This is a genomic window from Hongsoonwoonella zoysiae (assembly GCF_013266695.1).
GTDB classification, from domain to species: domain Bacteria; phylum Pseudomonadota; class Alphaproteobacteria; order Rhizobiales; family Stappiaceae; genus Hongsoonwoonella; species Hongsoonwoonella zoysiae.
Window position 1 is genome coordinate 338,370 of sequence record NZ_JABRXF010000002.1, and the last position, 23,627, is coordinate 361,996.

General features: G+C 60.2%; 19 protein-coding genes. 4 read left to right on the forward strand and 15 right to left on the reverse strand.

What is annotated here, in order from left to right:
- Positions 1–121 precede the first annotated feature (121 nt).
- Positions 122–856, forward strand: coding sequence for a hypothetical protein (locus tag HPQ64_RS12830; protein WP_172888899.1), 735 nt, complete (start codon positions 122–124; stop codon positions 854–856).
- Between the two features lie 24 nt (positions 857–880).
- Here HPQ64_RS12830 and HPQ64_RS12835 read toward each other — a convergent pair whose 3' ends face one another.
- The 6 genes from HPQ64_RS12835 to HPQ64_RS12860 form a co-directional block, all read right to left on the reverse strand.
- On the reverse strand, positions 881–2,107 hold the full coding sequence (locus tag HPQ64_RS12835; RefSeq protein WP_172888900.1) for a M24 family metallopeptidase: 1,227 nt from the start codon (positions 2,105–2,107) through the stop codon (positions 881–883).
- 150 nt (positions 2,108–2,257) lie between these two features.
- Complete coding sequence (locus HPQ64_RS12840; RefSeq protein ID WP_172888901.1) at positions 2,258–3,112, reverse strand: ABC transporter permease; 855 nt, start codon at positions 3,110–3,112, stop codon at positions 2,258–2,260.
- A gap of 13 nt (positions 3,113–3,125) precedes the next feature.
- The gene (locus HPQ64_RS12845; protein WP_172888902.1) at positions 3,126–4,394 is read right to left on the reverse strand and encodes an ABC transporter permease; all 1,269 of its coding nucleotides are present in this window, start codon (positions 4,392–4,394) and stop codon (positions 3,126–3,128) included.
- 87 nt (positions 4,395–4,481) lie between these two features.
- On the reverse strand, positions 4,482–5,582 hold the full coding sequence (locus tag HPQ64_RS12850) for an extracellular solute-binding protein (RefSeq protein WP_172888903.1): 1,101 nt from the start codon (positions 5,580–5,582) through the stop codon (positions 4,482–4,484).
- 205 nt (positions 5,583–5,787) lie between these two features.
- Positions 5,788–6,876 (reverse strand): polyamine ABC transporter ATP-binding protein, encoded by a 1,089-nt coding sequence (locus HPQ64_RS12855; RefSeq protein WP_172888904.1) that lies wholly within the window; start codon positions 6,874–6,876, stop codon positions 5,788–5,790.
- A 231-nt stretch (positions 6,877–7,107) separates the two neighbouring features.
- A complete protein-coding gene (locus HPQ64_RS12860; protein WP_172888905.1) occupies positions 7,108–8,649 on the reverse strand; it encodes a trimethylamine methyltransferase family protein in 1,542 nt (513 codons plus the stop codon).
- 262 nt (positions 8,650–8,911) lie between these two features.
- Between HPQ64_RS12860 and HPQ64_RS12865 the strand changes: the two genes are divergently transcribed.
- Together HPQ64_RS12865 and bmt are read left to right on the forward strand one after the other, a co-directional pair.
- Positions 8,912–11,422, forward strand: a complete 2,511-nt coding sequence (locus HPQ64_RS12865) for a GcvT family protein (protein WP_172889579.1) — start codon at positions 8,912–8,914, stop codon at positions 11,420–11,422.
- Between the two features lie 140 nt (positions 11,423–11,562).
- Positions 11,563–12,564: a betaine--homocysteine S-methyltransferase gene (gene bmt, locus HPQ64_RS12870; protein ID WP_172888906.1), complete on the forward strand. Its 1,002-nt coding sequence runs from the start codon at positions 11,563–11,565 to the stop codon at positions 12,562–12,564.
- Positions 12,565–12,683: 119 nt separating this feature from the next.
- Here the strand turns inward: bmt and HPQ64_RS12875 are convergent, their stop codons facing one another.
- Positions 12,684–13,520 carry a dienelactone hydrolase family protein gene (locus tag HPQ64_RS12875; protein WP_172888907.1) on the reverse strand — a complete coding sequence of 279 codons (837 nt, stop codon included), beginning with the start codon at positions 13,518–13,520 and terminating at the stop codon, positions 12,684–12,686.
- Positions 13,521–13,650: 130 nt separating this feature from the next.
- Between HPQ64_RS12875 and HPQ64_RS12880 the strand changes: the two genes are divergently transcribed.
- Entirely contained in the window at positions 13,651–14,070 is a 420-nt protein-coding gene (locus tag HPQ64_RS12880) for a winged helix-turn-helix transcriptional regulator (RefSeq protein ID WP_172888908.1), read from the forward strand.
- A gap of 283 nt (positions 14,071–14,353) precedes the next feature.
- Here HPQ64_RS12880 and HPQ64_RS12885 read toward each other — a convergent pair whose 3' ends face one another.
- From HPQ64_RS12885 to HPQ64_RS12920, 8 genes are all read right to left on the reverse strand, one after another.
- A complete protein-coding gene (locus HPQ64_RS12885; RefSeq protein ID WP_172888909.1) occupies positions 14,354–16,390 on the reverse strand; it encodes an ASKHA domain-containing protein in 2,037 nt (678 codons plus the stop codon).
- 11 nt (positions 16,391–16,401) lie between these two features.
- Entirely contained in the window at positions 16,402–17,352 is a 951-nt protein-coding gene (locus tag HPQ64_RS12890) for a methyltetrahydrofolate cobalamin methyltransferase (protein WP_172888910.1), read from the reverse strand.
- Positions 17,349–18,245 carry a methylenetetrahydrofolate reductase gene (locus HPQ64_RS12895; protein ID WP_172888911.1) on the reverse strand — a complete coding sequence of 299 codons (897 nt, stop codon included), beginning with the start codon at positions 18,243–18,245 and terminating at the stop codon, positions 17,349–17,351. Before HPQ64_RS12895 ends, HPQ64_RS12890 begins: the two co-directional genes overlap by 4 nt.
- Positions 18,238–18,540, reverse strand: a complete 303-nt coding sequence (locus HPQ64_RS12900) for a virulence factor (RefSeq protein WP_160777371.1) — start codon at positions 18,538–18,540, stop codon at positions 18,238–18,240. Before HPQ64_RS12900 ends, HPQ64_RS12895 begins: the two co-directional genes overlap by 8 nt.
- A gap of 200 nt (positions 18,541–18,740) precedes the next feature.
- Positions 18,741–19,358 (reverse strand): DUF1638 domain-containing protein, encoded by a 618-nt coding sequence (locus HPQ64_RS12905; protein WP_172889580.1) that lies wholly within the window; start codon positions 19,356–19,358, stop codon positions 18,741–18,743.
- A 31-nt stretch (positions 19,359–19,389) separates the two neighbouring features.
- Positions 19,390–20,091 (reverse strand): corrinoid protein, encoded by a 702-nt coding sequence (locus tag HPQ64_RS12910; RefSeq protein WP_172888912.1) that lies wholly within the window; start codon positions 20,089–20,091, stop codon positions 19,390–19,392.
- A 312-nt stretch (positions 20,092–20,403) separates the two neighbouring features.
- Positions 20,404–22,074, reverse strand: a complete 1,671-nt coding sequence (locus tag HPQ64_RS12915) for a formate--tetrahydrofolate ligase (protein ID WP_172888913.1) — start codon at positions 22,072–22,074, stop codon at positions 20,404–20,406.
- 235 nt (positions 22,075–22,309) lie between these two features.
- Positions 22,310–23,335 (reverse strand): GlxA family transcriptional regulator, encoded by a 1,026-nt coding sequence (locus HPQ64_RS12920; RefSeq protein WP_172888914.1) that lies wholly within the window; start codon positions 23,333–23,335, stop codon positions 22,310–22,312.
- Positions 23,336–23,627 lie beyond the last annotated feature (292 nt).

Here is a 23,627-nt window from a genome sequence, read left to right on the forward strand (position 1 = left end):
CGTGGCCGGATTGCGGGACGCTCACGAAAAATAGGCTTGCTAACGCCACCGTTCTGTCATTTTTATGGGCCGCCAGCCTCCACGTGGTGGAGAACAATCGCAATTGCGGCGGAAAATCCGAATGACGACGACCTATCCAGCCGGCACCGGGCCGGCGGCCCAGACCGGTTTTGCCGTGAAGCTGTTCTTCTACGCAATCGTACCGACAGCGGTCTTCTTCGCGCTGATGACCATAGGCTACGTCAGCCCGGCGGCGTATGAGGCTTATTTCAACGGCGAGACGGCCTATCTGGAAATTTTACATATCATCCTGCCGCTGATCGCCGCGATTATGTCATTTCGCCTTATCCTTGCGTTTCGCCGGGACGGCAACCCGCCGATGACCGCGTTCAGCGTGCTGGCGGTTGCCGCGAGTGTTTTCGCCGCCGGCGAGGAGGCAAGCTACGGGCAGCACTTCTTCGGTTGGGAGGCGGACGGCGTTTTCCTGGAACTCAACGACCAGCGGGAAACGAACCTGCACAACATCGGCTCATGGTTCGACCAGAAGCCGCGGGCCATCCTGGAAGTCATCACGATCCTGGCGGGGCTTGTAGTGCCTTTCATGCAGGAGTGGGTGAGGGGCTGGCTGCCCAAGTTCATGAAGCCCTATGTGACGGGCTTCTGGTTCATGCCGATCGCCATCCTGATCCAGCTTTCCGAACTGCCGAAGCGGCTTGATATCGCAGGTGTCGGCATCATTCCCGATATCCGCTACAGCGAGTTCCAGGAATTCTTCATTTTCTATTTCCTCGTGCTTGCCGTATGGCACATTTCCGAATGCCGAAAGCGGGATATCGCGGGGCGGGCACAAGCCTGATACCCGCCCGCGCGACCGTTCCGGCTACGCCTTGCGCGGATTGGTAATGATGTTGTGCTCCGGCCCGAATGGAAAGCCGGTGATGTTTTCCGCGCCATCCTCCGTCACGATCAGGATATCGTGCTCGCGGTAGCCGCCGGCGCCGGGCGTCCCTTCCGGGATCATGATCATCGGCTCCATGGAGACGACCATGCCGGGCTCAAGCACGGTTTCGATATCCTCGCGCAGTTCCACCGAAGCCTCGCGGCCGTAATAGTGGCTTAACACGCCGAAGGAATGGCCGTAGCCGAAGGAACGGTATTTCAGGACGTCGTGCGTGCGATAGATCTCGTTGAGCTCGGCGGCGATATCGCAGCAGCGAGCGCCGGGGCGAATGAGCTTTAGCCCCGCGCGATGGACATCGCAGTTGATCTGCCAAAGGCGCAGATGCTCGGCTGAGGCGTATTCGCAAAAGAGCGTGCGCTCCAGCGCGGTGTAGTAACCAAAGATCATCGGAAAGCAGTTGAGCGACAGGATATCACCCGGCTGGATGACGCGGTTCGTCACCGGATTGTGCGCTCCGTCCGTGTTGATGCCCGACTGGAACCACGTCCATGTGTCCATCAGTTCCACGAAGGGAAACGAACGGGCGATTTCGCGGATCATGGCTGTGGTCGAGGCGATCGCCACCTCATGCTCCGGCACGCCGGCGGCAACCGCATCCACGAGCGCCGCTCCGCCGACATCGCAAATCCGCGCACCTTCGCGGATCAGATCGTGCTCCTCGGCGGACTTGATCGTGCGCTGCTTCATGACGTCGGCCGCAATATCCACGAATTCGACGCCGGGTAGCGCTTCCTCAAGTAAACGCCTGGTGTCGAGTGAGACATGGTCGAACTCGATGCCGACACGTCTGGCGCCCGTGGTTAGCGTCGCAACGGCGTGAAAATAATTATCCCTGCGCCAGTCCGTGTAGGTGAGACAATCGCCATGGGTGCGCCGCCAGGGTTGCCCGCCGTCGATTGCGGCGGCCACAGTCGTGGCATTCTCCTGATCGACCACGAAGCCGTAGCGCCTGCCGAACGAGCAGTAGAGGAAGCCCGAGAAATAGCACACGTTGTGATAGGAGGTGAAAAGGCAGGCATCGATGTCGCGCGCGGCCATCATCGCGCGAAGCCTCGCCTGGCGGGCGTCCATCTCGGCGTCGGAAAACGGCGTATAGGCCTTCTCCCCATTGTGCCAGCGTACCAGACGGTCCATCTCCTTCGTCATTTCATCGCTCTCCTTCCTGATTGGGCCCTAACAAAAAACGGGCCGGCTCCGTCTGGAGCCGGCCCGCCAGGCCTGGTTAAGTCCGGTGCGCCGCGTGCTCAGGTCATATCTTCAATCTGACCATAGAGCGCGAAGCGCGATGTTTGTGCATCAGCCCGGCGACAGGCCGCGCAACCTTTCCGACCGACGACGGAGCATTTCCAGCGTCGTCAGAAGCAATATCGACAGGAAGACCATAACAGACGCTACGGCAAGGATGGTAGGCGAAATCTGCTCGCGCAAGCCCGTGAACATCTGCCAGGGCAGCGTTTTCTGGCTGGCGGAGCCCAGGAAGAGCACTACCACCACCTCGTCAAAAGATGTGATGAAGGCGAACAGCGCACCCGAAACAACACCTGGAATGATGAGCGGCATCTGCACCTTGAAGAAGGTGGTGATCGGATCCGCGCCGAGATTGGCGGCCGCTCTTGTAAGGCTCCGGTCGAAGCCGACGAGAGTGGCGGTCACCGTCACGATGACGAAGGGCGTGCCAAGCGCGGCATGCGCGAGCACCACGCCCCAGTAAGTGCCCTGCAGGCCAATGCGGGAGTAGAAGAAATACATGCCTGCCGCTGAAATGATCAGCGGCACGATCATCGGCGAAATCAGGACCGCCATGATCGCCGAACGATAGGGTACGTGGCTCTGCGACAGACCTATTGCGGCGAGCGTGCCGAGCGCGGTCGCGAGAAGCGTTGCGACAGGCGCGATCGTGAAGGAATTCTGCAGGGCCTGCTGCCAGTCGGGATTGGTGAAGAAATCCTCATAGTGCTTGAGCGAATAGCCCGCCGGATCGAAGGCCAGCATCTCCTTCGTGAAGGTGAAGAAATCCTGCGCGTTGAAGCTGAGCGGAATGATCACCATGATCGGGAAGATCAGGAAGAAGAATATGATCGCGCAAATCACCCGGAAGCCGTAGTGCCACGCGATCTGGCCGGTCGAATAGTATGGAGGAAGGTTTCTCATTCTTAATCCTCCTTTACCCGAGCTTCACGTTATCGATGCCGACGATCTTGTCGTAGACGTAGAAGAGCAACAGCACGAGTGACAGCAGGATGACGCCGAGCGCGGCCGCGAGCCCCCAGTTGAGAGACGACGAGATGTGGTAGGCGATACGGTTGGAGATGAATATGCCGTCGGTGCCGCCGACGAGTTCCGGCGTGATGTAGTAACCGATCGAAAGGATGAAGACGAGGATCGCGCCGGCGCCGATGCCGGGGATCGTCTGCGGGAAATAGACCCGCCAGAAGGCCGTCCAGTCCGTAGCGCCAAGGCTTTTCGCCGCGCGCACGTAAGATGGCGAAATCGTGCGCATGACCGAATAGAGCGGCAGGATCATGAACGGCAGCAGGATATGCGTCATGGCGATGATTGTGCCGGTCTGATTGTTGATCATCACCAATCGGTTCAGATCGTCGACCACGCCAAGCCATACGAGCGTGTCATTGATCACGCCCTGCTGCTGAAGCAGCACCTTCCATGCGGACGTGCGCACGAGAAGTGATGTCCAGAAAGGCAGAAGCACGAGGATCATCAGGAGATTCGAATAGCGCAGCGGCAGATTCGCCAGCAGGAAAGCGACCGGATAACCGAGAAGTAGGCAGGACCCGGTGATCAGCATGCTGAGGAACATGGTGCGCCAGAAGAGATAAAGATAGATGCGCTCGTCTTCCGGCTTCATCTTGATGCCTTCGACGCCATACTCCGCATCGACCGCATTCAGGAAGTAGCCCGGCGTGTATTTCGGCGAATAACGCTTGAGAAACAGCCACGTCTCGACATCGCCCCAATCCTTGTCGATATCGATGAACTGTTCCTTGTAATTGCCTTCGTCCATCCGGTCGACCCGACGGCCGGTCTTGCGGAAGAGGCTGGACATTCCCGAAAGCTCATAATTGAGCCGGGAACCGAGACGCGTGTGGGTCTTTTCCTCCGCGGCGATCACAAGGTCGTCGTGCAATGCGGCGTAAACATCCTCGCCGGGAAGTTCACCGCTCGAGGCGTCCCAGGCGCTCAGGGCGGCAACCGTCTGGGGCAGCGTATCGGCGACGATGCGGTTTTCCACCGAACGGAACAACATGTCCGCTATCGGCGCCAAAAACGAGATCAGGATGAAGATGAGCAGCGGCGCGATGAGCACCAGAGAGCGCATTTTTTCGCGCCTGAGGGCTCTTGCAAGGCTCACCTTGAGAGGCGTTCCGTCCTGTGTCGTCAGGACTGGGGCACCGTTGGCCGTGGTATCCGTCATGGCGGTGTCGCGTCTTTTGTCGTTATTGCCGGAAGGATTTCTTGTGCGAAGGCGGGGCCGTTACGGCCCCGCCTTCCTGGCGCTGTCTTACTGGCTCAGCCAAGCCTGGAACTTGGCGTCGAGATCGTCGCGATAATCCGCCCACCACTCGTAGTTATAGAGGAAGGTGTTCGTCGCGTTGGCCGGATCCGTCGGCATATGCGGCGCCATCTCGATGCCAAGCGTGGCGTGCTTGGAGACGAGCGGGGCCGAGGACTTGCGGGCCGGGCCATAGGAGATGTACTTGGCCTGGTCGGCGAGGCGCTGCGTATCCGTCGCGAAACGGATGTAGTCCTTGATCAGGGGCAGCTTGTCCTCTGATACGCCGGCCGGGATGATCCAGCCGTCAAGGTCAAACACCTGGGCGTCCCAAAGCATCTTGATCGGCTGATCCTGCTCCACGATCGCCGAGAAGAGGCGGCCATTGTAGCTGGAGCCGATGACCGCTTCACCGTCGGCAAGCGATTGAATCGCTTCGGCCGCGGCCGACCACCAGATGGTGTTGTCCTTGATGGTGTCGAGTTTGGCGAACGCGCGATCGACGCCTGCGTCGGTCTCGAGAACGTCATAGACGTCTTCCTTGGCGACACCGTCGCAAAGCAGAGCCCATTCAAGGTTGTTGATCGGGCGCTTCTCGAGCGTGCGCGTGCCGGGGAAGTTCTCCAAGTCGAACACGGCGCAGATGTCCTGCGGCTCCTTGCCGCCCCATTCCTCGACGTCGGTGCGATAGCCGAAAGTGGTCGAGTAGACGATCTGCGGTATGAAGCAATCGGAGACGATCAGATCGCCGAAATCCTCGGATGCGGGCGTGCCGTCGGGCGCCGGAGCCAGCCACTCATCGTGATCGATCTCCATCGCGAGCCCTTCGTCGCAAAGACGAATGGCGTCGGAGGCGACGACGTCGACGACGTCCCAGGTGATGTTGCCGGCCTCGTTCATGGCGCGCAGCTTGGCCACCGCCTCGGGAGAGGACTCGTCGTTAATGATATTAACGTCCGAATTCTTCTCCATGTACGGCTTGTGATAGGCGTTGTTCTGGCTGGCCGAATAGGCTCCGCCCCACGATACGATCGTGAGATCTTTAGCCATGGCCGTGCCGGCGAACATCGCCGTGGCCGTGGTGGCCAGAATAAGTGTTTTGAGATTCATGTTATCTCCCCTTTTCAGGTTTGCCCTCTCGTTGGAGGCATTTACCGGGCTGTATTTCGGCCCGGTATTCCGGTGGGGCCAATATGGAACCCGGCGTTCGCCGCTAGCCGGCACCGCCGGCGCGACGGGCGCGGTTCCCTAGCATATTCGCCAACCATGACGCCCGCATCATCAGGTGCGGACGCAGGTTCCAGCACCCCAATTCCTACTGTACAAAATCGAGCGCTTTGCAGTCGTCCGCGGCCCACCCGATATCGACCATCTGGCCGACGGCCAACTCGCGCTTCTGCCCGCGGTTGCGGACCTTGACGACGAATTCCCGATTGCCGGCCACATCCATTCTCACACGGATGTGGTCGCCCAGGTAGATCAGTTCCTCGATCCGGCCTTTCACGATATTTTCAAGGCCCTGGGGTTCGAACTCGATACGCTCCGGCCTGAGCGAAAGCGTCGTCCTGTCGCCGACCCCATTCACGTTCACCTTGTCAGCCTTGAGTTTCGTGCCGTCGTCGAGTTCGACGTCGCACAGGCTGCCATTTACGTGAGTGACCTTGCCCTCAAGCTTGTTGTTCTCGCCGATGAACTGCGCAACGAACGAATTCTGGGGATCTTCGTAAAGATCGTCCGGGCCCGAAAGCTGCTGGATGATGCCGTCGTTGAAAACCGCGATACGGTCCGACATCGTCAAGGCCTCTGACTGGTCGTGCGTCACGTAAACCACGGAAACACCGAGATTTTCGTGAATGTGCTTGATCTCGAACTGCATCTGCTCGCGCAGCTGCTTGTCGAGCGCGCCCAGAGGCTCGTCCATCAGCACGAGTTCGGGCTCGAAAACAAGCGCACGGGCGACCGCCACGCGCTGCTGCTGTCCGCCCGAAAGCTGTGCAGGGCGACGGTTGCCGAAGGCGCCAAGCTCCACCATTTCCAGGGCGCGCTTGACCTTCTGCTCCTGCTCCGCCTTGCTCATCCCGCGGACCTGCAGCGGAAACGCCAGGTTTTCGGCTACTGTCATGTGCGGGAAAAGGGCATAGTTCTGGAAAACCATGCCGATGCCCCGCTTGTGCGGCGGGACATTGTTGATCGGGCGACCGTTCAGATAAATCTCGCCATGTGTGGCGGTTTCGAAACCCGCCAGCATCATCAGGCAGGTGGTTTTTCCGGACCCCGACGGGCCGAGCATCGTCAAAAACTCGCCGCGCTGGATGTCGAGGTTGAGGTTTTTCACGACGAGCGAAACGCCGTCGTATGATTTCTGTACCTCGCTGAACGAGACGATAATGTCTTTTTCGCTCACAGCCTGGTTCTGCCCCCTTTTTCTTTGGTCTCCGCCGTTGGGTTGTACGACGGGCCTGCTCTGGTTTTCCCGTCACAGTAACGCCAAAGATTATGAAATCAAGGGTAACTTTCTGAAATCGGTGGAGTAAAGAAAAATAAGCGGCAATCGTATTAACAATAGGCAGTCGGAGTGCATATTGCACACTCCGACTGACTTATTGGTTTGCGCCAAGTATTAAACGGATGCGGATCAGATGTTACTATCCGGGAATTCAGCCTTTCGCCTTGTCATAAATGATATGAGCTGTTCGTCTATGGCAGGATCGAGTTCGGGGGCTACGTATTCGGCCAGGATCGCCTTCCAGCGCTGGTTGGCGCGCTGCGCGGCGTCCTGACTACCGTCCGAAACCCACTGCTCGTATGAGTTGTTGTCCGCGATTTCGGAACGGTAAAAGGCCGCCTCGAAATTGCGCTGCGTGTGCGAAGCGCCCAGGAAGTGCCCGCCGGGGCCGACTTCGTTCAGCGCATCCATCGCCTGGGCGTCTTCCGAAAGGTCGATGCCTTTCGCCAGTACGTGCATCATGCCGAGCTGATCGGCGTCCATGACGAACTTTTCGTAGGATGAGCAGAGCCCGCCTTCCAGCCAGCCGGCGGAATGCAAAGCAAAATTCACGCCGGAAAGCACCGTGGCGTTGATCGTGTGGGCCGATTCCTGCGCGGACTGCGCATCAGGTGTTTTCGACGAAGTGAAGGAGCCGCCGGAGCGGAAAGGAAGGCCGAGGCGGCGGGCGAGCTTCCCGGCGCCGTTCAAAAGCAGCGTTCCTTCTGGTGAGCCGAATGTGGGCGCACCCGACTGCATGGAGATGGAGGACACGAAGGCGCCGAAAACCACCGGAGCGCCGGGGCGCACGAGCTGCGTCAGTGCGCAGCCGGCGAGCGCTTCGGCGTAGATCTGGGAGAGTGTGCCCGCGACGGTGACCGGGCTCATGGCGCCGGCTAGGATGAAGGGAGAGACGATGCACGCCTGATTCGCCGCCGCATAGACCTTGAGCGCGCCGAGCATGGTGGAATCGAATACGAGTGGCGAATTCGCGTTGATGAGCTGGATCATCACGCAGTTCTTGTCGACGAACTCCGCTCCGAAGACGATTTTCGCCATCTCCACCGAATCTTCAGCGCGCTCGGAAGCCGTCACGGAACCCATGAAGGGTTTGTCGGAATATTTGATATGGCTGTAGACCATATCGAAATGGCGCTTGTTGACCGGCAGGTCCACCGGCTCGCACACAGTGCCGCCGGAGTGGTGCATCCAGGGCGAGGCGTAGGCGAGCTTCACCAAGTTGCGGAAATCCTCGATCGTGCCGTAACGGCGGCCGTTGTCGAGGTCCGTCACGAAGGGTGGGCCGTAGACCGGCGCGAAGACCATGTTGTTCCCGCCGATTTCCACGCTGCGAGCGGGGTTGCGCGCATGTTGGGTGAACTGCGAAGGCGCCGTCTTCACGATCTCGCGCAGCATTCCCTTTTCGAAGCGCACGCGTTCGCCGGAAACATCGGCGCCGGCATCCTTCCAGATCTTCAGCGTTTCCGGATCGTCGCGGAACTCGATGCCGATTTCCTGCAGCAACCTATCGGCATTGGCCTCGATGATTTCCGCCCCTTCGTCGGAGAGGAAGTCGGTCACCGGGATATTGCGGGTGATATATGGCTTGGCCGGGCCGGATTGTCCGCCGCTGCGGCGTTCACGCCGCGCCGCCCGTCCCCGCCTTGCGCCACGCACGTCCAAATCAGTCATTCTTTTCGACCTTTTTCAGGCTAATTCGAGATGACCTACTGTGCGCCCGCGGCGGCTTCGCCAGCGGCTTCAAAGCGTCGCCACATTGGTCAAATCCGTCATGCCGGCCGGCAAGCGCGACCGCACGGCCCCATGGCGCGTTGACGACAATTCCTGTCGCCCCGAAACGTCCTGTGGGGGCCCATGTTTCTTAGGGTGAACCCAAACAGAAACGATGAAATCCGGCGATGAACATCTGGCCGGACGGGCAAGGATGACGAGGATGAAAAGTCACGCGCGTGTTGTGGTGATCGGTGGCGGCGTCGTCGGCGTGTCGACGCTCTACCATCTCGTGAAGAAGGGGTGGTCAGATGTCGTGCTGATCGAGCGCAAGGAACTGACGTCCGGCTCCACATGGCATGCCGCCGGCCTCCTGCCGCTGTTCAACATGAGCTATTCGGTCGGCCAGATCCACAAGTACTCCGTCAAGCTCTACGAAAGCCTGGAAGCGGAAACGGGACAGCATGTGGGCTTGCGCCAATGCTCCAACATCCGCCTTGCGCGTACGAAAGACCGCTGGGACGAATACATGTACTACGCCGGCGTCGCGGAGACGATCGGCGTCAACGTGAAGATACTGACGCCCGCACAAGTTAAGGAAATCTGGCCGCTTTGCGAGACGGACGACCTTCTGGGCGCGATCCAGCATGTCGATGACGGTTATGTGCAGCCGGCGGACCTGACGCAGGCGCTCGCCAAGGGAGCACGCGCGGGCGGTGCCGAGATCTACCGCTATACGGCCGTCACCGGCATCGAGCAGAAGTCGGGCGGCGAATGGGTCGTTTCCACCGACAAGGGCGACATCACCTGCGAGCATGTCGTCTCGGCGACGGGCAATTTCGCGCGCAGGACGGGCGAGATGGTCGGTCTGGACGTGCCTGTCATCCCGGTCGAACACCAGTATATCGTCACCGAGCCGCACCCGGCGATCGTGGAACGCCAGAAAGCCGGCTTGCCGGAAATGGGCGTGCTGCGCGAGAGCGATTCGTCCTGGTACATGCGCGAGGAAAACGGCGGGCTGCTGCTTGGCCCTTACGAGGTCGGCGCGCCGTGCTGCTATGTGGACGGGCCTTCGGACGACAGCGAGTACGAGCTTTTCCAGGAGGATCTGGAGCGCCTGGAGCCGCATATCGAAACCGCGATTGCACGCGTTCCGGCCTTCGGCGAGGTGGGCGTGAAGCAGGTCTATAACGGCGCCATCGCCTATACGCCCGACGGGTCGCCGATCATCGGCCCCGCGTGGGAGCTCAAGAACTTCTGGCTGAACGAAGGCCATTCCTTCGGCGTGACGGCGGCGGGCGGCGCGGGCTGGCAGCTTGCCGAATGGATCGTGGAAGGCGAACCTTCCATCGACATGATGGGCGTCGACCCGCGCCGTTTCGGCCCTTACGCTTCGCGCGGCTACCTGAAGCAAAAGAATGAGGAAGCCTACGCAAACGTCTTCACCACGCACTTCCCCGACGAGGAACGCCCGGCGGCCCGCCCGCTGAAGCGCGCGCCCTGCTACGACCGGATGAAAGCGCTTGGTGCCGTCTTCGGCTCCGTTTACGGCTGGGAGCGGCCGAACTGGTTTGCGCCGGAAGGCTATTGCCTGACCGAGGAGGACTTGAACCGGCCGGACGTTCTCCTCAACGAGAACCATTCGCCGGCGCTCGATGACGGGCGGATCGTGGAAAAATACTCCTTCCGCCGCTCCAACTATTTCGAGCATGTTGGCAAGGAATGCCGGAATGTGCATGAAAACGTCGGTCTTCTCGATATGTCGGCTTTCGCCAAATGCACGATCAAGGGACCGGGCGCCGAAAGCTGGCTTGAAAGCATTCTTGCCAACAAGATCCCCAAGAAAATCGGTCGCGTGGGCCTCTGCCATCTCCTGACGAAATACGGCGGCGTGAAATCCGAGTTCACCGTCTACAAGACGGGGCCGCAGAGCTACTACCTCGTCTCCGCCGGCGCGTACGAACGGCACGACCATGACATCCTGCAAAAGCTGCTTCCGGCGGACGGTTCGGTGCGTTTCACGCCCGTAACCACAGCCTACGGCGTGCTGGTGCTGGCCGGGCCGAAATCGCGCGACGTGCTCGCAAAGCTGACGGATGCTGATCTTTCCAACAAGGCGTTCCCCTGGCTTACCGGCAAGCGCATCAGCATCGGCCATGCGATGGCCGACGCGCTTCGCGTCAACTTCGTCGGCGAACTTGGCTGGGAATTCCACCACCCGATCGAGATGCAGAACACGATCTTCGATCTCCTTATGGAGGCGGGTGCGGAATTCGGCATCAAGCCGTTCGGTATCCGGGCGATGGATTCCATGCGGCTTGAGAAATCCTACCGCCTGATCCCGCGCGAACTTTCGATCGAGTATTCCGCGCTTGAGAGCGGGCTCGACAGGTTTGTGCGCCTCGACAAGGAAGACTTCCTTGGCAAGGCGGGCCTGGAAGCCTGGAAGGAGCGAGGCTTCAGATGGCAGTTCGTGACGATGGAGGTTCACGACGTAACCGATGCCGATGCGCGCGGTAACGAGGCGATTTACCGCGGTGGCGAACTCGTTGGCCGCGCAACGTCGGGCGGTTACGGATGGCGGCTTGGCAAGAGCCTTGCCCTTGCGATGGTGCATCCGGATCTTGCCGAAGTCGGAACGAAGCTTGAGATCAAGATACTTGGCAAGATGCACCGCGCGACGGTGATCCCCGAAAGCCCGTTCGATCCGGAGAACGAAGCACTGCGCGCCTGACAACACGCCACGCGAAAAGATTTTCGCCCCGGTTGTGAAGTTCGCAATTGCGATGCTTTGCAGCCGGGGTTTTCCATATTACGAGTTCCGGGAAGCCCGCAGCTTGCTTTGCCTGCGGGGCGTTTTGCAGGAGAACTCACGTGCCGAGCCTTCAGGACCTTATCCGGGAAAAGGGTATGCTGCTTGCCGATGGCGCGACGGGCACAAACCTCTTCGCCATGGGGCTGACGTCCGGCGATCCGCCGGAGGAGTGGAACGTCACGCAGCCCGACAAGGTGCGGGCGCTGCACGAATCCTTCGTGAAGGCGGGATCGGACATCATCCTGACCAACACCTTCGGCGCGAACAGGCACCGGCTGAAGCTGCATAATTTTCAAGACAGGGTGGCGGAGTTCAACAAGACGGGCGTGGCAATCGCCCGCAATGTGGCGGAAGCTGCCGATCACCCGGTGATAGTCGCGGGTTCCGTCGGCCCGACGGGGGAATTGTTGGCGCCCCTTGGCGCGCTTACGTATGAAGACGCTGTCGAGGCTTTCGCCGAGCAGATCGCGGCCCTCAAGGAAGAGGGAGCCGATGTTGCCTGGATCGAGACCATGTCGTCTCCGGATGAAATGAAGGCGGCGGCGGAAGCGGCGGCGAAATGCGACATGCCTTTCGTCGTGACGGCAAGTTTCGATACGGCGGGCAAGACGATGATGGGCCTTTCGCCCAAGGGCATGGGGGATCTTGCTAGCCAATTCGTCTGCGAGCCGGTTGCCTTCGGCTCCAACTGCGGGGTTGGCGCATCCGATCTGCTGGCGGCGATGCTTGAAATCACCGAGGCGAACCCGGATGCCATTGTGATCGCCAAGGCGAACTGCGGCATTCCCCAGATCCGGGGTGACGAGGTGGTTTATACCGGTACGCCGGACCTGATGGCGCGCTATGTCGAACTGGCGATGGACGCGGGCGTGAAGATTATCGGCGGATGCTGCGGCACCTCCGCCGAACATATCGCCGCCATGCGCAAGGCCATGGATACGCACAAGGCCGAGACCCGCCCGGACATCGGGCGTATCACGGCGGAAATCGGCCCGCTTGTCGCTCCTCCCTCGACGGGCGGAGATGGAGAAGGCAGGCGGTCGCGGCGGAGGCGAGGATAGGGACGGTATAAAAACCGCCCGTACCTCCCATCCATTGTGTAGGTAAGTGATCGCTTGCCGGAATGTTGCCTGCGCAGTTCCTCACCTCACCGAGGCTGTTCTGGGAGAAGGTGAAATTTTTAATTACTTCCGACTGAGCAAGCCGAGAACAGGCGCTGCTTGAAGAAAGCAAGGATTTCGTCCCGTGCCTCCAGAGTTGGTTGGCCTGCCTCGTCGATGAGATGCTGCGTGAATACCGAATGCGGGAAAGGCACGTGTTTTTTGAAAAACGGATCGACGCTGGCATTTGCCGCGCTGTCCGGCAGCGTGCGGGGCTTGAAACCCGGCCCCAACGCCTTGGAATAGGCCGCAAACCGCTGCGCCTTGCAAATCTGGTCTCCCTCGAAACGATAAGCGAGAACGGTCAGGTTTTCCTTTTCCAGACGCCGGCGGACAGCAGCCAGCTCCTCCGGAGAACTTTCAAGGCCTTCGGGATCATCAAGCGGAAGCGAAGGTTGTGCGACGACCGGTGCGAGCACCTTCGGCTCCAGCATCATTGAAAGCGCGAAGTTTCCGGTAAAGCACATGCCGATTGCGCCAACACCTTCCCCTCCGCATTCCGTGTGTGCGTGCCTTGCGAGGGCGCGCAGCCATTCAGTGACAGGGCTTGCTCCTTTCCCTGCGAGCGCATGAAACTCAAAGCTGATGCAGGCGCGCCTGAAAACCGCGGCCCCTTCATCCGCGCTCGGAACCGTGCCATCCGGCCCGAACAAGGACGGCATGAAAATGGTAAAGCCCGCCTCCCGGACCCAGCGCCCGAAACGCGCGATGCGGGGACTGATTCCGGGCATTTCGGCCATGATGATCACGGCTGGCCCTTGTCCCGAGACATAGACACGTTTGGTAGTACCGTCCAACGTGATCCGCCGGACTTCGAAATCGGTCAGCGGATCCGCTTCGATCCTGTTGCCTTCCATGATCATTCCACCTTTATTAAGTTCGAATTATGAACTCAGACCGTTTTCAGTTATCTGGTTCCAAATGTCAAACTCAGATGGTCGGACGGAAATCAGGCATCGAGCGGCGGTTCCGAAAGAGGAATGCCCGATGGCGCTGGCGACCGAAATCGTCGGTGACCGGTGGACGCTTCTCGTGCTTCGCGAAGCCTTTTACGGGGTGCAGCGTTTTGACGATATGCGCGTCGATCTCGACGTGCCGCGCTCCATGCTGTCGGATCGGCTCCGCAAGCTCGTCGAGAGCGGATTGATGACGCGCCAGCCATATCAGGAGCCGGGCGAACGGGTTCGCTATGCCTATGCGCTTACGGATGCCGGGAGGGATCTGGCGCTGACAATGCTTGCCTTGACGCAATGGGGTGAAAAATACGCCAGTGCAAGTGAATCACCGGTGGAGGTTGTCAGTGGGAAGAGCGGTCGACGGCTTCATGTTGCATTAGTGGATGAGGCAGGGGAGATCGTTCCCCTTGAAGAGGCCAGACTGGCGCTCAGGACGGATCCGAGCCGCTAGATTTACCGCCCTAATTGCCCCAAAAAGCGGCGACCGCCGCCTTCCACGCGGAAGGTAGGGCAAGGCAGGTGTTCGCGGAGGATACCGGGATAGGGCGACTACTCATGATGGCGGGACGCATGCTGTCGTCATGCCGGACGCGCTGCAGCATGCAATGTTGCTGCGCAGATCCGGCATCCGTCCGAGCCTACATCGCGTTTGAAACCATGGATCCCGCGTCTGCAGCGCAATGCTTCGCATCGCACTGCGCACGGGATGACGGCCGGCCAGGGCGGGGGCCACTCTACCCCCGACGCCGCCTGCGGCGGCGACCACCATCATCCGGCGCATCCTCTTCGTCCATCGCCCTGGGTTGCGGAAGCGTCACGGAAGCGCGGAGTTTCTCGAACGGGTCGATCTTGTTCGGGATCGCCATGGCGTTGACGAAATGCTCCTGGAACTTCGGTTCGAGCGCCGTTTCGATCTTCTCGATTTCCCGCACCACGCGCTCGATCTCGCGGCGCTTTGAGCGATTGACGAGGGCGATGCGTGCGCCGGTGCCGGCCGCATTGCCGATGCCTGAGACATTCTCAAGCTCGCAATCTGGAATGAGGCCGAGGATCATCGCGTATTTTGTGTCGATGTAGCTGCCGAAAGCGCCGGCAAGGCGGATACGCTCAATCGGTGCGCCGTCGAGCTTATCCTGCAACAGCTTTACGCCGGCATAAAGGGCGGCCTTGGCAAGCTGGATGGCGCGAATATCCGTCTGCCGAATGGAAATGGGCGTCGTTATATCGGTAATGTGATACTCGAACGTGCGCCCGTTCTGGACGATGCGCGGGCTTTTCGCGGCAAGCGAACCGTCGATCAAACCGTCTGTGGTGATGATCCCGGCCATGTAAAGCTCGGCCACAGCCTCGATAATGCCGGAGCCGCAAATGCCGGTAACACCGACATATTCGGCGGCCTCCGCGAAATTCTCCTCATCCGACCATGGGTCGGCGCCGATCACCTTGAATCGCGGTTCAAGCGTTTGCGGATCGATGCGGATGCGCTCTATCGCGCCGGGAGCCGCGCGCTGCCCGCAGGAGATTTCCGCCCCTTCGAAGGCCGGTCCCGTCGGCGAACTTGCGGCAAGCACACGCTGCCGGTTGCCGAGAATGATCTCGGCATTCGTGCCGACATCCACCATGAGCGTAATCGGATCGCTGTCATAAGGCGCGGTGGAAAGCGTGGCGGCGGCGGCATCCGCACCGACATGGCCGGCGATGCAGGGCAGGGTATAAACCCTTGCACCGGGATTCAGATCGAGATCGAGATCAATTGCGCGGGTGTGGACCGCATCGGATACGGCAAGTGCGAATGGCGCACCGCCAAGTTCCGTCGGGTCGATGCCGAGGAAGAGGTGATGCATGATCGGATTGCCGACAAAGACGGCATCCAGGATGTCGCTGCGCTTCGCGCCGATGTCATCGACCAGCTTCTGCACGAGCGAATTGATCGCGTCGCGTACGGCTTTTGTGAGGTCCGGCTGACGGTCCGGATTCATCTGTAAGTAGGAGACCCGCGACATAAGGTCTTCGCCAAAGCGGATTTGCGGGTTCGACGTGCCGGCCGAGGCGACGGTGCGCCCGTTCGTCAGGTCGCAAAGATGGGCGGCAATGGTCGTGGAACCGATGTCGACCGCCATGCCGTACGCCGTGCGTTTTTCGCCGGGCCAAAGGGCGATGACAGCGGGGCGCGCGGTATCGTCTTGCCAGATGGCGGCGGTGACGGTCCAGCGGCCGGTGCGTAGTGTTCCCTGTACAAAGCGCAGGACAGAAAAATCGACCGTGAGATCCTGAAGGCCCGTCTTTTCCTTCAACGCATCCAGAAGACGGTCCGCATCGCCGCGCGGCACCTCCATGTCCGGTTCGGCAATGGTGACGGTGACGAGCGATACCGTGCTGTCTACCGGAATGCGGACGTTTTCCGCGCGCTTGCGCACGATCTGGCGGTTGGTCTGCGCTTCCGCCGGCACGTCGATGACCATGTCGCCCTGGACGGTAGCCTGACACGACAGGCGACGGTCCGGCGCAAGGCCGCGAATTTCCTTGTAGCGGGCTTCCGCGCTTGTGACCTCGCCGAGGTTGCCGGGCGAGGAGACGATACCTTCCTTGGCGAAGGTTCCTTCCGAGCAGCTTACCTGGCAACGCCCGCAGGTGGCGCGCCCGCCACAGACGGATTCAACGTAAACGCCCAGCGAACGGGCGGCATCGAGCAGGGGCGTGCCGACGGGGAATTGCCCCCGCCGGCCGCTCGGCTGGAATACGACTTTCGCGAGTTTTTGCGTCACTGTCATAATGTACAGGCTTATGCTTGCGCGCGCCGCCTTGATTCACGCCCGCCCCGGCGCCGCCCGGCGCCTGCATCGGTTGCCCCCGGCGCTCCGGCGGAAGCCGCCGCCCCATGATCGCGATAGGTCATGATCCAGTTGGTGCAGTTCGGGTCCGTGCCGTTCAGCACGTTCGCTGCGTGGACCATCTCCATTTCCTGCGGGCGGCAGGGATTCATGATGGCGCTGGTCATGCCGGAGGCGATCACCATCGGGATGAAGGCAGCGTTGATGCCATGGCGATGCGGCAGGCCGAAGGAAATGTTCGACAGGCCGCAGGTGGTGTTGACCTTCAGTTCCTCGCGCAAGCGGCGAAGCAGGCGGAAGACCTGTTGGCCGGCGGTGCCCATCGCACCGATCGGCATGACCAGCGGATCGACCACGATATCATGCGCGGGGATGCCGTAGTCAGCGGCACGCTGGACGATCTTTTTCGCCACCTCGAAACGCACGTCCGGGTCTTCGGAAATGCCTGTCTCGTCGTTTGAAATCGCAACGACGGGTACATTGTATTTCTTGATAAGCGGCAGGATCGCCTCGAGCTTTTCTTCCTCGCCCGTCACGGAATTGACAAGCGGGCGACCCTTGGCGACCTTGAGACCCGCTTCGATCGCCGCCGTCACCGAACTGTCGATCGACAGGGGCACGTCGACGAGATCCTGCACGATCTCGAGCGTCTTGACGAGAAGCGGCGGCTCCGTCTCGTTAGGATTGACCGCCGTCACGCCCGCGTTGACGTCGAGCATGGTTGCGCCGGCGGCAACCTGTTCGAGAGCGTCCTTGACCACCGTCTCGAAATTGCCCTCGGCCATTTCAGCAGCAAGCTTCTTGCGGCCGGTCGGGTTTATGCGCTCGCCGATCACGCAGAACGGCTGGTCGAAGCCGATTGCGATTTCCTTCTTGGCGGACGCGACGATGGTACGGGTCATTGAGCTACCTCGTAGGCCTTGGGTAGAGGGGCGTGGGTCTGAAAGGACCAGCTACCGCGCGACACCAGCCATTCGGACGTCTTCTGGATGCCGCCGAAGGGGTAGACGTGGATCTGCTCCAGTTGAGTGTCGGGGCGTGCTTCGATGCGCGCTTCCAGCGGGCGAACCATCGTTTCCGGATCGTAGCCCGACAGCATGGAGACGACGGCGCCGCCGCGCTTTTTCAGGAAGTCGATGGAATTGCCGATGCCGGCGAAAGCGGCATATTTCATTAGCGTCGTCAGTTTGGCGGGACCGGCCACGCCGACATGCACCGGGAACTTGTTGCCCCAGGCCTGGAGCTCGTCGAGCCAGACGCTGACGGCATGCGGATCGAAGCCGAACTGCGTGACGATGTGGAAATGCGCATCGCTTTCCGCGGCAAGTTCGTGCTTGCGGGCAAGGAATGCGCGGATCGTGTCGCGCGGGATCGCAGGCGCGCCTTCCGGATGGCCGGCAACGCCGATGCTTTCGATGCCAAGCTCGTCGAAAAGCCCGGTCTCGATCAACGCGACGGAGGAGGTGAGGGGGCCGCTCTTTTCCGCTTCGCCCGCGATCGTCAGCACCTCGCGCACGCCGGCCTCGCCAACGAGACGGCGAATGCGGCGGTCGAAAGCCTGAACGCTCGGATAACGGCGCGCGGCCATATGCGGCACGGGCACGAGACCAGCTTCATGAACCCGCCGTGCAGCAAGCACGATATCGTCCTCACTCGCGTTGCCGAGGTCGGTGATATAGGCTCGCGTCAACTTCGGCAGAAAACCCAGGTTTTCCGGCTTTTCCAGAACCTGGCGCGGGGAGACTTCCGTGGAAGCCGCGATAAGCCCCTGGGCGTTGAGGCGGGTGTCAGGCATGTTCGAACCCTCCGTTTTCGACGAGCGTCTTCAAACGCTCGGTCGGGAACGCGGCTTCAAGCTCTGCCAGGGCCGCGTCGGCTTCCATCTCAAGATCGTCGCTTACGGAATGAGGCTCGCCGCGCCGCCACTCGGCAAGATAGGCGTCGGTATCCCGCGCACCCACCTTCATCGCGCAGCGATCTATCGCCTGGATGAAACGCTCCGGCAGTTCGCGGCGTGCGGACTTGCGGCCCGCCTTCACCAGAACCTGTGCCGGGATGTCCCGCCAAAAGACGACGATTCTGTCTGCCATTCCTTCGCTCCGAATTGTCGGGCCATCATGCCTGCGCATGCATTTCGGGTCGGCCTTCACACGACATCCGCAATCGAAAAAGCGACGTCGTGATTTCGGCTTTTACTCAAGACCCTAGTATTTCCGTGCAGAAAGTCTGGCATGGCGCCTGCGCGCCAAGTCGTATATGCGATATTTTGGAGAAATAGCCGTCTGCGGCGTCAGGATCGGCGCAGGAATTCGTCGAGCAGGCCGTAGCCCGTGAAACGCTTTTCGAAGCGAAGGCCGAGACGGAGGGCGGCCTGGCGGGCGCGCTCTTCCAATTCGGCATCCTCGGTCTGAGCAATGTAAAGCAGGCGTGTGTAATGCTCGAAATACAGGTCTCGAAGTTCCGGATTGGAATCGAGCCCGAGCGGGCGGATCACCAGTGTTTCGAAATGACGGGCAAGGAAATCCGTTAGATAAAAGGTGCCAAGCTCACGTTCCGCCTCTTCGTCGAAAGCTTCAAGGCCAGTGAAAAACGCGTAGCAATGCGCGCCGGCGATCCGCTCGACGCCTTCTTCCTCGATCAGGCGATCGATCTCGCCGCCCGTTCCGCAATCGCCATAGCCGATGAGGATCTTGCCATAACTTTGCTTGGCGGTGCGGATCGCGTTGCGCAAGGCGGAGGGAATTTTCTGCGGCCGGTTGTGCAATTGGGCCGGAAGGCACTGAAGATCGACATGCTTCAGGCCGTTCTGTTCGATTATCGCAAGCACTTCGCGCGCTAGTGCGCCACAGGCGATAATGAGCACGCGCGTGGCCGCATCGCCGACGATCGGGGCATCGCCGCCCGACATCGATGCGGTCCACGCTTCGGCCGTCATCCCGTCAGGCTCCCCTGGCCAGTTGGTTGTGCTTGCGCATCATCAGGTCCTTGGCGATTTCCACCGTGACTGCGGCGTCGCGGCAATAGGCGTCAGCACCGATCGCCTTGCCGAACTCCTCGTTGAGCGGCGCACCGCCGACGAGAACGACGTAATCGTCACGTATTCCTTTCTCGATCAATGTGTCGATGACCACCTTCATATAGGGCATGGTGGTGGTCAGCAGGGCAGACATGCCGAGGATGTCGGGTTGGTGCTCCTCGATTGCCGCCAGGTAGTTTTCGACCGGGTTGTTGATGCCGATGTCGATTACCTCAAAGCCGGCGCCTTCCATCATCATGGAAACGAGGTTCTTGCCGATGTCGTGAATGTCGCCCTTGACCGTGCCGATCACCATCTTGCCGACCTTGGGCGCGCCGGTTTCGGCCAGAAGCGGACGAAGCAGCCCCATTCCCGCCTTCATGGCATTGGCGGACAGAAGTACCTCCGGCACGAAGAGAATGCCATCGCGAAAATCTATGCCGACGATACGCATGCCTTCAACGAGAGCATCGGTGAGAATCCTGTAGGGCGTCCAGCCGCGCTCAAGCAGGATTTCGACGCCTTCGACGATTTCGTCCTTTAGGCCGTCGTAAAGGTCGTCATGCATCTGCTCGACAAGTTCTTCGTCGGAGAGGGACCGGAGATCGAGTTCTTCGTCGGACATTAATCACTCCATGCACGCCAAAAGGCTTGCTCTCCACCACTTCACGGCGGGGGCAAGTCCGGCCGCTTGACAGCATCCCGGCTTCTTGGCGAGGGCCATCGAGATGGCCTCTCAGCGAAGAATCCGGTTTTCTACCTAATACTTTGAAGTCAGCCGCCCATCCGTAATATCTTCAAAGCGACATGCCAGGTCGCCACAGCGACAGCCTTGGCATTCCCAGGCAAAAAACCGTCGATATGTATCGTAACGTAAATACGTCAATTAATCCCCCGCCCGCATGACGGGCGGGAGATTTCCGAAACGAGTCCGCCTTCAGAACAGGCCTTCGATCTGGCCGGCCTCATCCAGGCGGATGTGATTGGCCGAAGGTACTTTCGGAAGGCCTGGCATCGTCATGATCTCACCGCAGATGACGACGATGAAGCCAGCCCCTGCCGACAGCCTAACTTCGCGGATCGGCACGATGTGGCCTGTCGGCGCGCCGCGCAGATTCGGATCGGTGGAGAAGGAATACTGCGTCTTGGCCATGCAGATCGGCAGGTTGCCGAAGCCGTCCTCCGTCCATTTCTTCAACTGGTCGCGAACGGATTTGTCGGCCGCGGCATCGTCCGCGCGGTAGATGCGGCGGCAGATGGTCTGGATCTTTTCGAACAGCGGCATGTCGTCCGAATAAAGCGGACCGAACTGGGCGCCGCCGTTTTCGACCAGTTGAACGACCTTTGCCGCCAGTTCCTCGGTGCCGGCGGAGCCGTCGGCCCAGTGGCGGCACAAAACCGCTTCCACGCCGTGTTCAGACGCATAGGCCTTCACCGCCGCAATCTCGGCTTCGCTATCGCCGCTGAAATGGTTGATCGCCACAACGACCGGCACGCCGAACTGCTTCACGTTGTCAATATGGCGGCCGAGGTTCGCACACCCCTGCTTGACGGCCGTCACGCTTTCCGCGCCAAGATCGTCCTTCTTCACCCCGCCGTTCATCTTCAGCGCGCGGATCGTAGCCACGATAACGGCAGCGGAAGGCTCCAGCCCGGCCTTGCGGCATTTGATGTCGAAGAATTTCTCCGCACCCAGATCCGCGCCGAAACCGGCTTCCGTCACTACGTAATCCGCAAGCTTCAGCGCCGTCTTTGTGGCGATTACGGAGTTGCAGCCGTGGGCGATATTGGCAAATGGTCCGCCGTGGATGAAGGCCGGGTTGTTTTCAAGCGTTTGCACCAGGTTCGGCTGCATGGCTTCCTTCAGAAGCACCGTCATCGCGCCGTCGGCGTTGAGATCGCGCGCCGTCACGGCGGTTTTGTCGCGACGGTAGCCGACAATGATATCGCCGAGGCGGCGCTGCAGGTCGTCAAGATCATCGGCAAGGCAGAGAATCGCCATGATTTCCGACGCGACCGTGATGTCGAAGCCGGCCTCGCGCGGGAAACCGTTCGCCACGCCGCCAAGCGAACAGACGATCTGGCGCAGCGCGCGGTCGTTCATATCCATCACGCGGCGCCAGACGACGCGGCGCGGATCGATTTCAAGCGTATTGCCCCAGTAGATGTGATTGTCGATAAGGGCCGAAAGCAGGTTGTGCGCCGAGGTGATGGCGTGAAAGTCGCCCGTGAAATGGAGGTTGATGTCCTCCATCGGCACCACCTGGGCATAGCCGCCGCCTGCTGCGCCGCCTTTCATGCCGAAGCACGGGCCAAGCGAGGGTTCGCGCAGGCAGATCGCCGCTTTCTTGCCGATGCGATTGAGACCGTCGCCGAGGCCGACGGTCGTCGTCGTCTTGCCTTCGCCGGCGGGTGTGGGGTTGATGGCGGTGACGAGGATCAGCTTGCCGTCCGGCTTGTCTTTCAGCGTCTCGATATAATCGGCTCGAACCTTCGCTTTCGTCTTGCCGTAGTTTTCGAGCGCGGAGGGCGGTATGCCCAGTTTCTCGCCAACTTCGTTAATGGGCTGCATCGATGCGGCCCTTGCAATTTCAATGTCGCTCGCCATTGCCTGTCTCTCCCGAAAAACGTATCGCAGAGGCCCGAATTGCAGCCGGATGAACTCTGCCGCCGATTTGTTTGGGAGGCTAGGGGAGGGATTGCAAGCGGACTGTTGAGAATCCGACGTCTGCTGCTACGCATTCGACCCATGCGGGAAGCTTTGGGAAAAGGGCCGTGAAAAATGAAAAAGACGCGGTGATTTCCGCGCCTTTTTCATTGGAATGTGAAAATGCGGCAGCCGGTCAGCGGGAGGCGGCGCGCGCGGTCGTGTTCGAATTGCGCCGGCTTCCCTGCGCCCAGAAGTAGTTCTGTCGCTCCTCGGTCGGCGTGCAGCCATACCGCTCCCGATAACATTTCGTGAAATGCGAGGTGGACGCGAATCCGCAGGCGATCGCCACGTCGAGCACGGCGCGATTGGTCCGCCGGAGGAGATCGCGCGCGGTCTCTAGCCGGAGTTTCAGGTAATATTGACCGGGCGTGCAGTCGAAATGACGGCGGAACAGTCGCTCAAGCTGTCGCGGGCTCAGGTTCACCGTCATGGCAAGCTGCTGGCAGGAAAGCGGATCCTCGATGTGCAGGTCCATGATGCGGATCGCGTCGAGAATCTTGGTGTTGGAGATGCCCGTTCGCGTTTCGAGGTCGTGACGCTGTGCCGATTCGCCGGAGCGGATGTTGTGGTATAGCGCCATCTCGGCGATCTCATGCGCGAGATAGGCACCATGCTGTATCGCGATCACGCGCAGCATCATGTCGAGTGCGGCCATGCCGCCGGCGCATGTAATGCAGTTGCGGTCGATCGCGAAGATATCGGCGGAAACTTCCACATCCGGGAATTCCTCCCGGAAGGAGCGGAGATTTTCCCAATGGATCGTGCAGCGCCTGCCTTCGAGAAGGTTGTAGCGCGCAAGCACGTAGGAGGCGGTGCAGACCGCGCCGTAGGTGCGGCCACGCGCATTCAGCCGCCGGAGACGGATGCCAAGCTCCCGACTGAGGGGGATGCGCTCGACATCGACGCCCGCGCAAAGCAGCGTAATATCCGCGTCATCGAGCTCTTCGATCGAACCGTCGACGGAAACCCGGCAGCCATTGCTGGCCGAGACTTCGCTGCCCGCGATCGAATAGGTCTTCCACTCGTAGAAATCATCGCCGATCAGCCGATTGGCAAGGCGAAGAGGTTCGATAATCGACGAAAAGGCGATCATCGAGAAATTGTCGAGAAGAACCAGAGCGATACGCTGCCGCTCGGATGTCCGCACACTGCCAGCCATATTCCGCACCCGCATTTCGAAACGCCGGAAGGTCTTATTTTTATTATTCATCAATGCGGGCTATACAGCCATTTGTCAAATAAAAATCAGAGTTTTGCAAGTTGCCATACTTATAACTCAATTTCAACAACTCGAAAAATGAAGAAAAAAATTGGTAAGTGTTTGTATTCTTCGTGAAGGAGCCAGTCGAACCTCACACGGTTAGGGAAATCGCGCGTTCGACAGGGCGCGCGCATTAAATCCGTCTTTTTCTTCGCAAAGAATTGCTCGCCGGAGCGGTCAATTTGAGCTT

Coding starts and splice junctions, on each gene's coding strand:
- HPQ64_RS12830 (WP_172888899.1), top strand. CDS start 122: ATGACGACGACCTATCCAGCCGGCACCGGGCCGGCGGCCCAGACCGGT.
- HPQ64_RS12835 (WP_172888900.1), bottom strand. CDS start 2,107: ATGACGAAGGAGATGGACCGTCTGGTACGCTGGCACAATGGGGAGAAG.
- HPQ64_RS12840 (WP_172888901.1), bottom strand. CDS start 3,112: ATGAGAAACCTTCCTCCATACTATTCGACCGGCCAGATCGCGTGGCAC.
- HPQ64_RS12845 (WP_172888902.1), bottom strand. CDS start 4,394: ATGACGGATACCACGGCCAACGGTGCCCCAGTCCTGACGACACAGGAC.
- HPQ64_RS12850 (WP_172888903.1), bottom strand. CDS start 5,582: ATGAATCTCAAAACACTTATTCTGGCCACCACGGCCACGGCGATGTTC.
- HPQ64_RS12860 (WP_172888905.1), bottom strand. CDS start 8,649: ATGACTGATTTGGACGTGCGTGGCGCAAGGCGGGGACGGGCGGCGCGG.
- HPQ64_RS12865 (WP_172889579.1), top strand. CDS start 8,912: ATGAAAAGTCACGCGCGTGTTGTGGTGATCGGTGGCGGCGTCGTCGGC.
- HPQ64_RS12875 (WP_172888907.1), bottom strand. CDS start 13,520: ATGGAAGGCAACAGGATCGAAGCGGATCCGCTGACCGATTTCGAAGTC.
- HPQ64_RS12880 (WP_172888908.1), top strand. CDS start 13,651: ATGGCGCTGGCGACCGAAATCGTCGGTGACCGGTGGACGCTTCTCGTG.
- HPQ64_RS12885 (WP_172888909.1), bottom strand. CDS start 16,390: ATGACAGTGACGCAAAAACTCGCGAAAGTCGTATTCCAGCCGAGCGGC.
- HPQ64_RS12890 (WP_172888910.1), bottom strand. CDS start 17,352: ATGACCCGTACCATCGTCGCGTCCGCCAAGAAGGAAATCGCAATCGGC.
- HPQ64_RS12895 (WP_172888911.1), bottom strand. CDS start 18,245: ATGCCTGACACCCGCCTCAACGCCCAGGGGCTTATCGCGGCTTCCACG.
- HPQ64_RS12900 (WP_160777371.1), bottom strand. CDS start 18,540: ATGGCAGACAGAATCGTCGTCTTTTGGCGGGACATCCCGGCACAGGTT.
- HPQ64_RS12905 (WP_172889580.1), bottom strand. CDS start 19,358: ATGTCGGGCGGCGATGCCCCGATCGTCGGCGATGCGGCCACGCGCGTG.
- HPQ64_RS12910 (WP_172888912.1), bottom strand. CDS start 20,091: ATGTCCGACGAAGAACTCGATCTCCGGTCCCTCTCCGACGAAGAACTT.
- HPQ64_RS12915 (WP_172888913.1), bottom strand. CDS start 22,074: ATGGCGAGCGACATTGAAATTGCAAGGGCCGCATCGATGCAGCCCATT.
- HPQ64_RS12920 (WP_172888914.1), bottom strand. CDS start 23,335: ATGGCTGGCAGTGTGCGGACATCCGAGCGGCAGCGTATCGCTCTGGTT.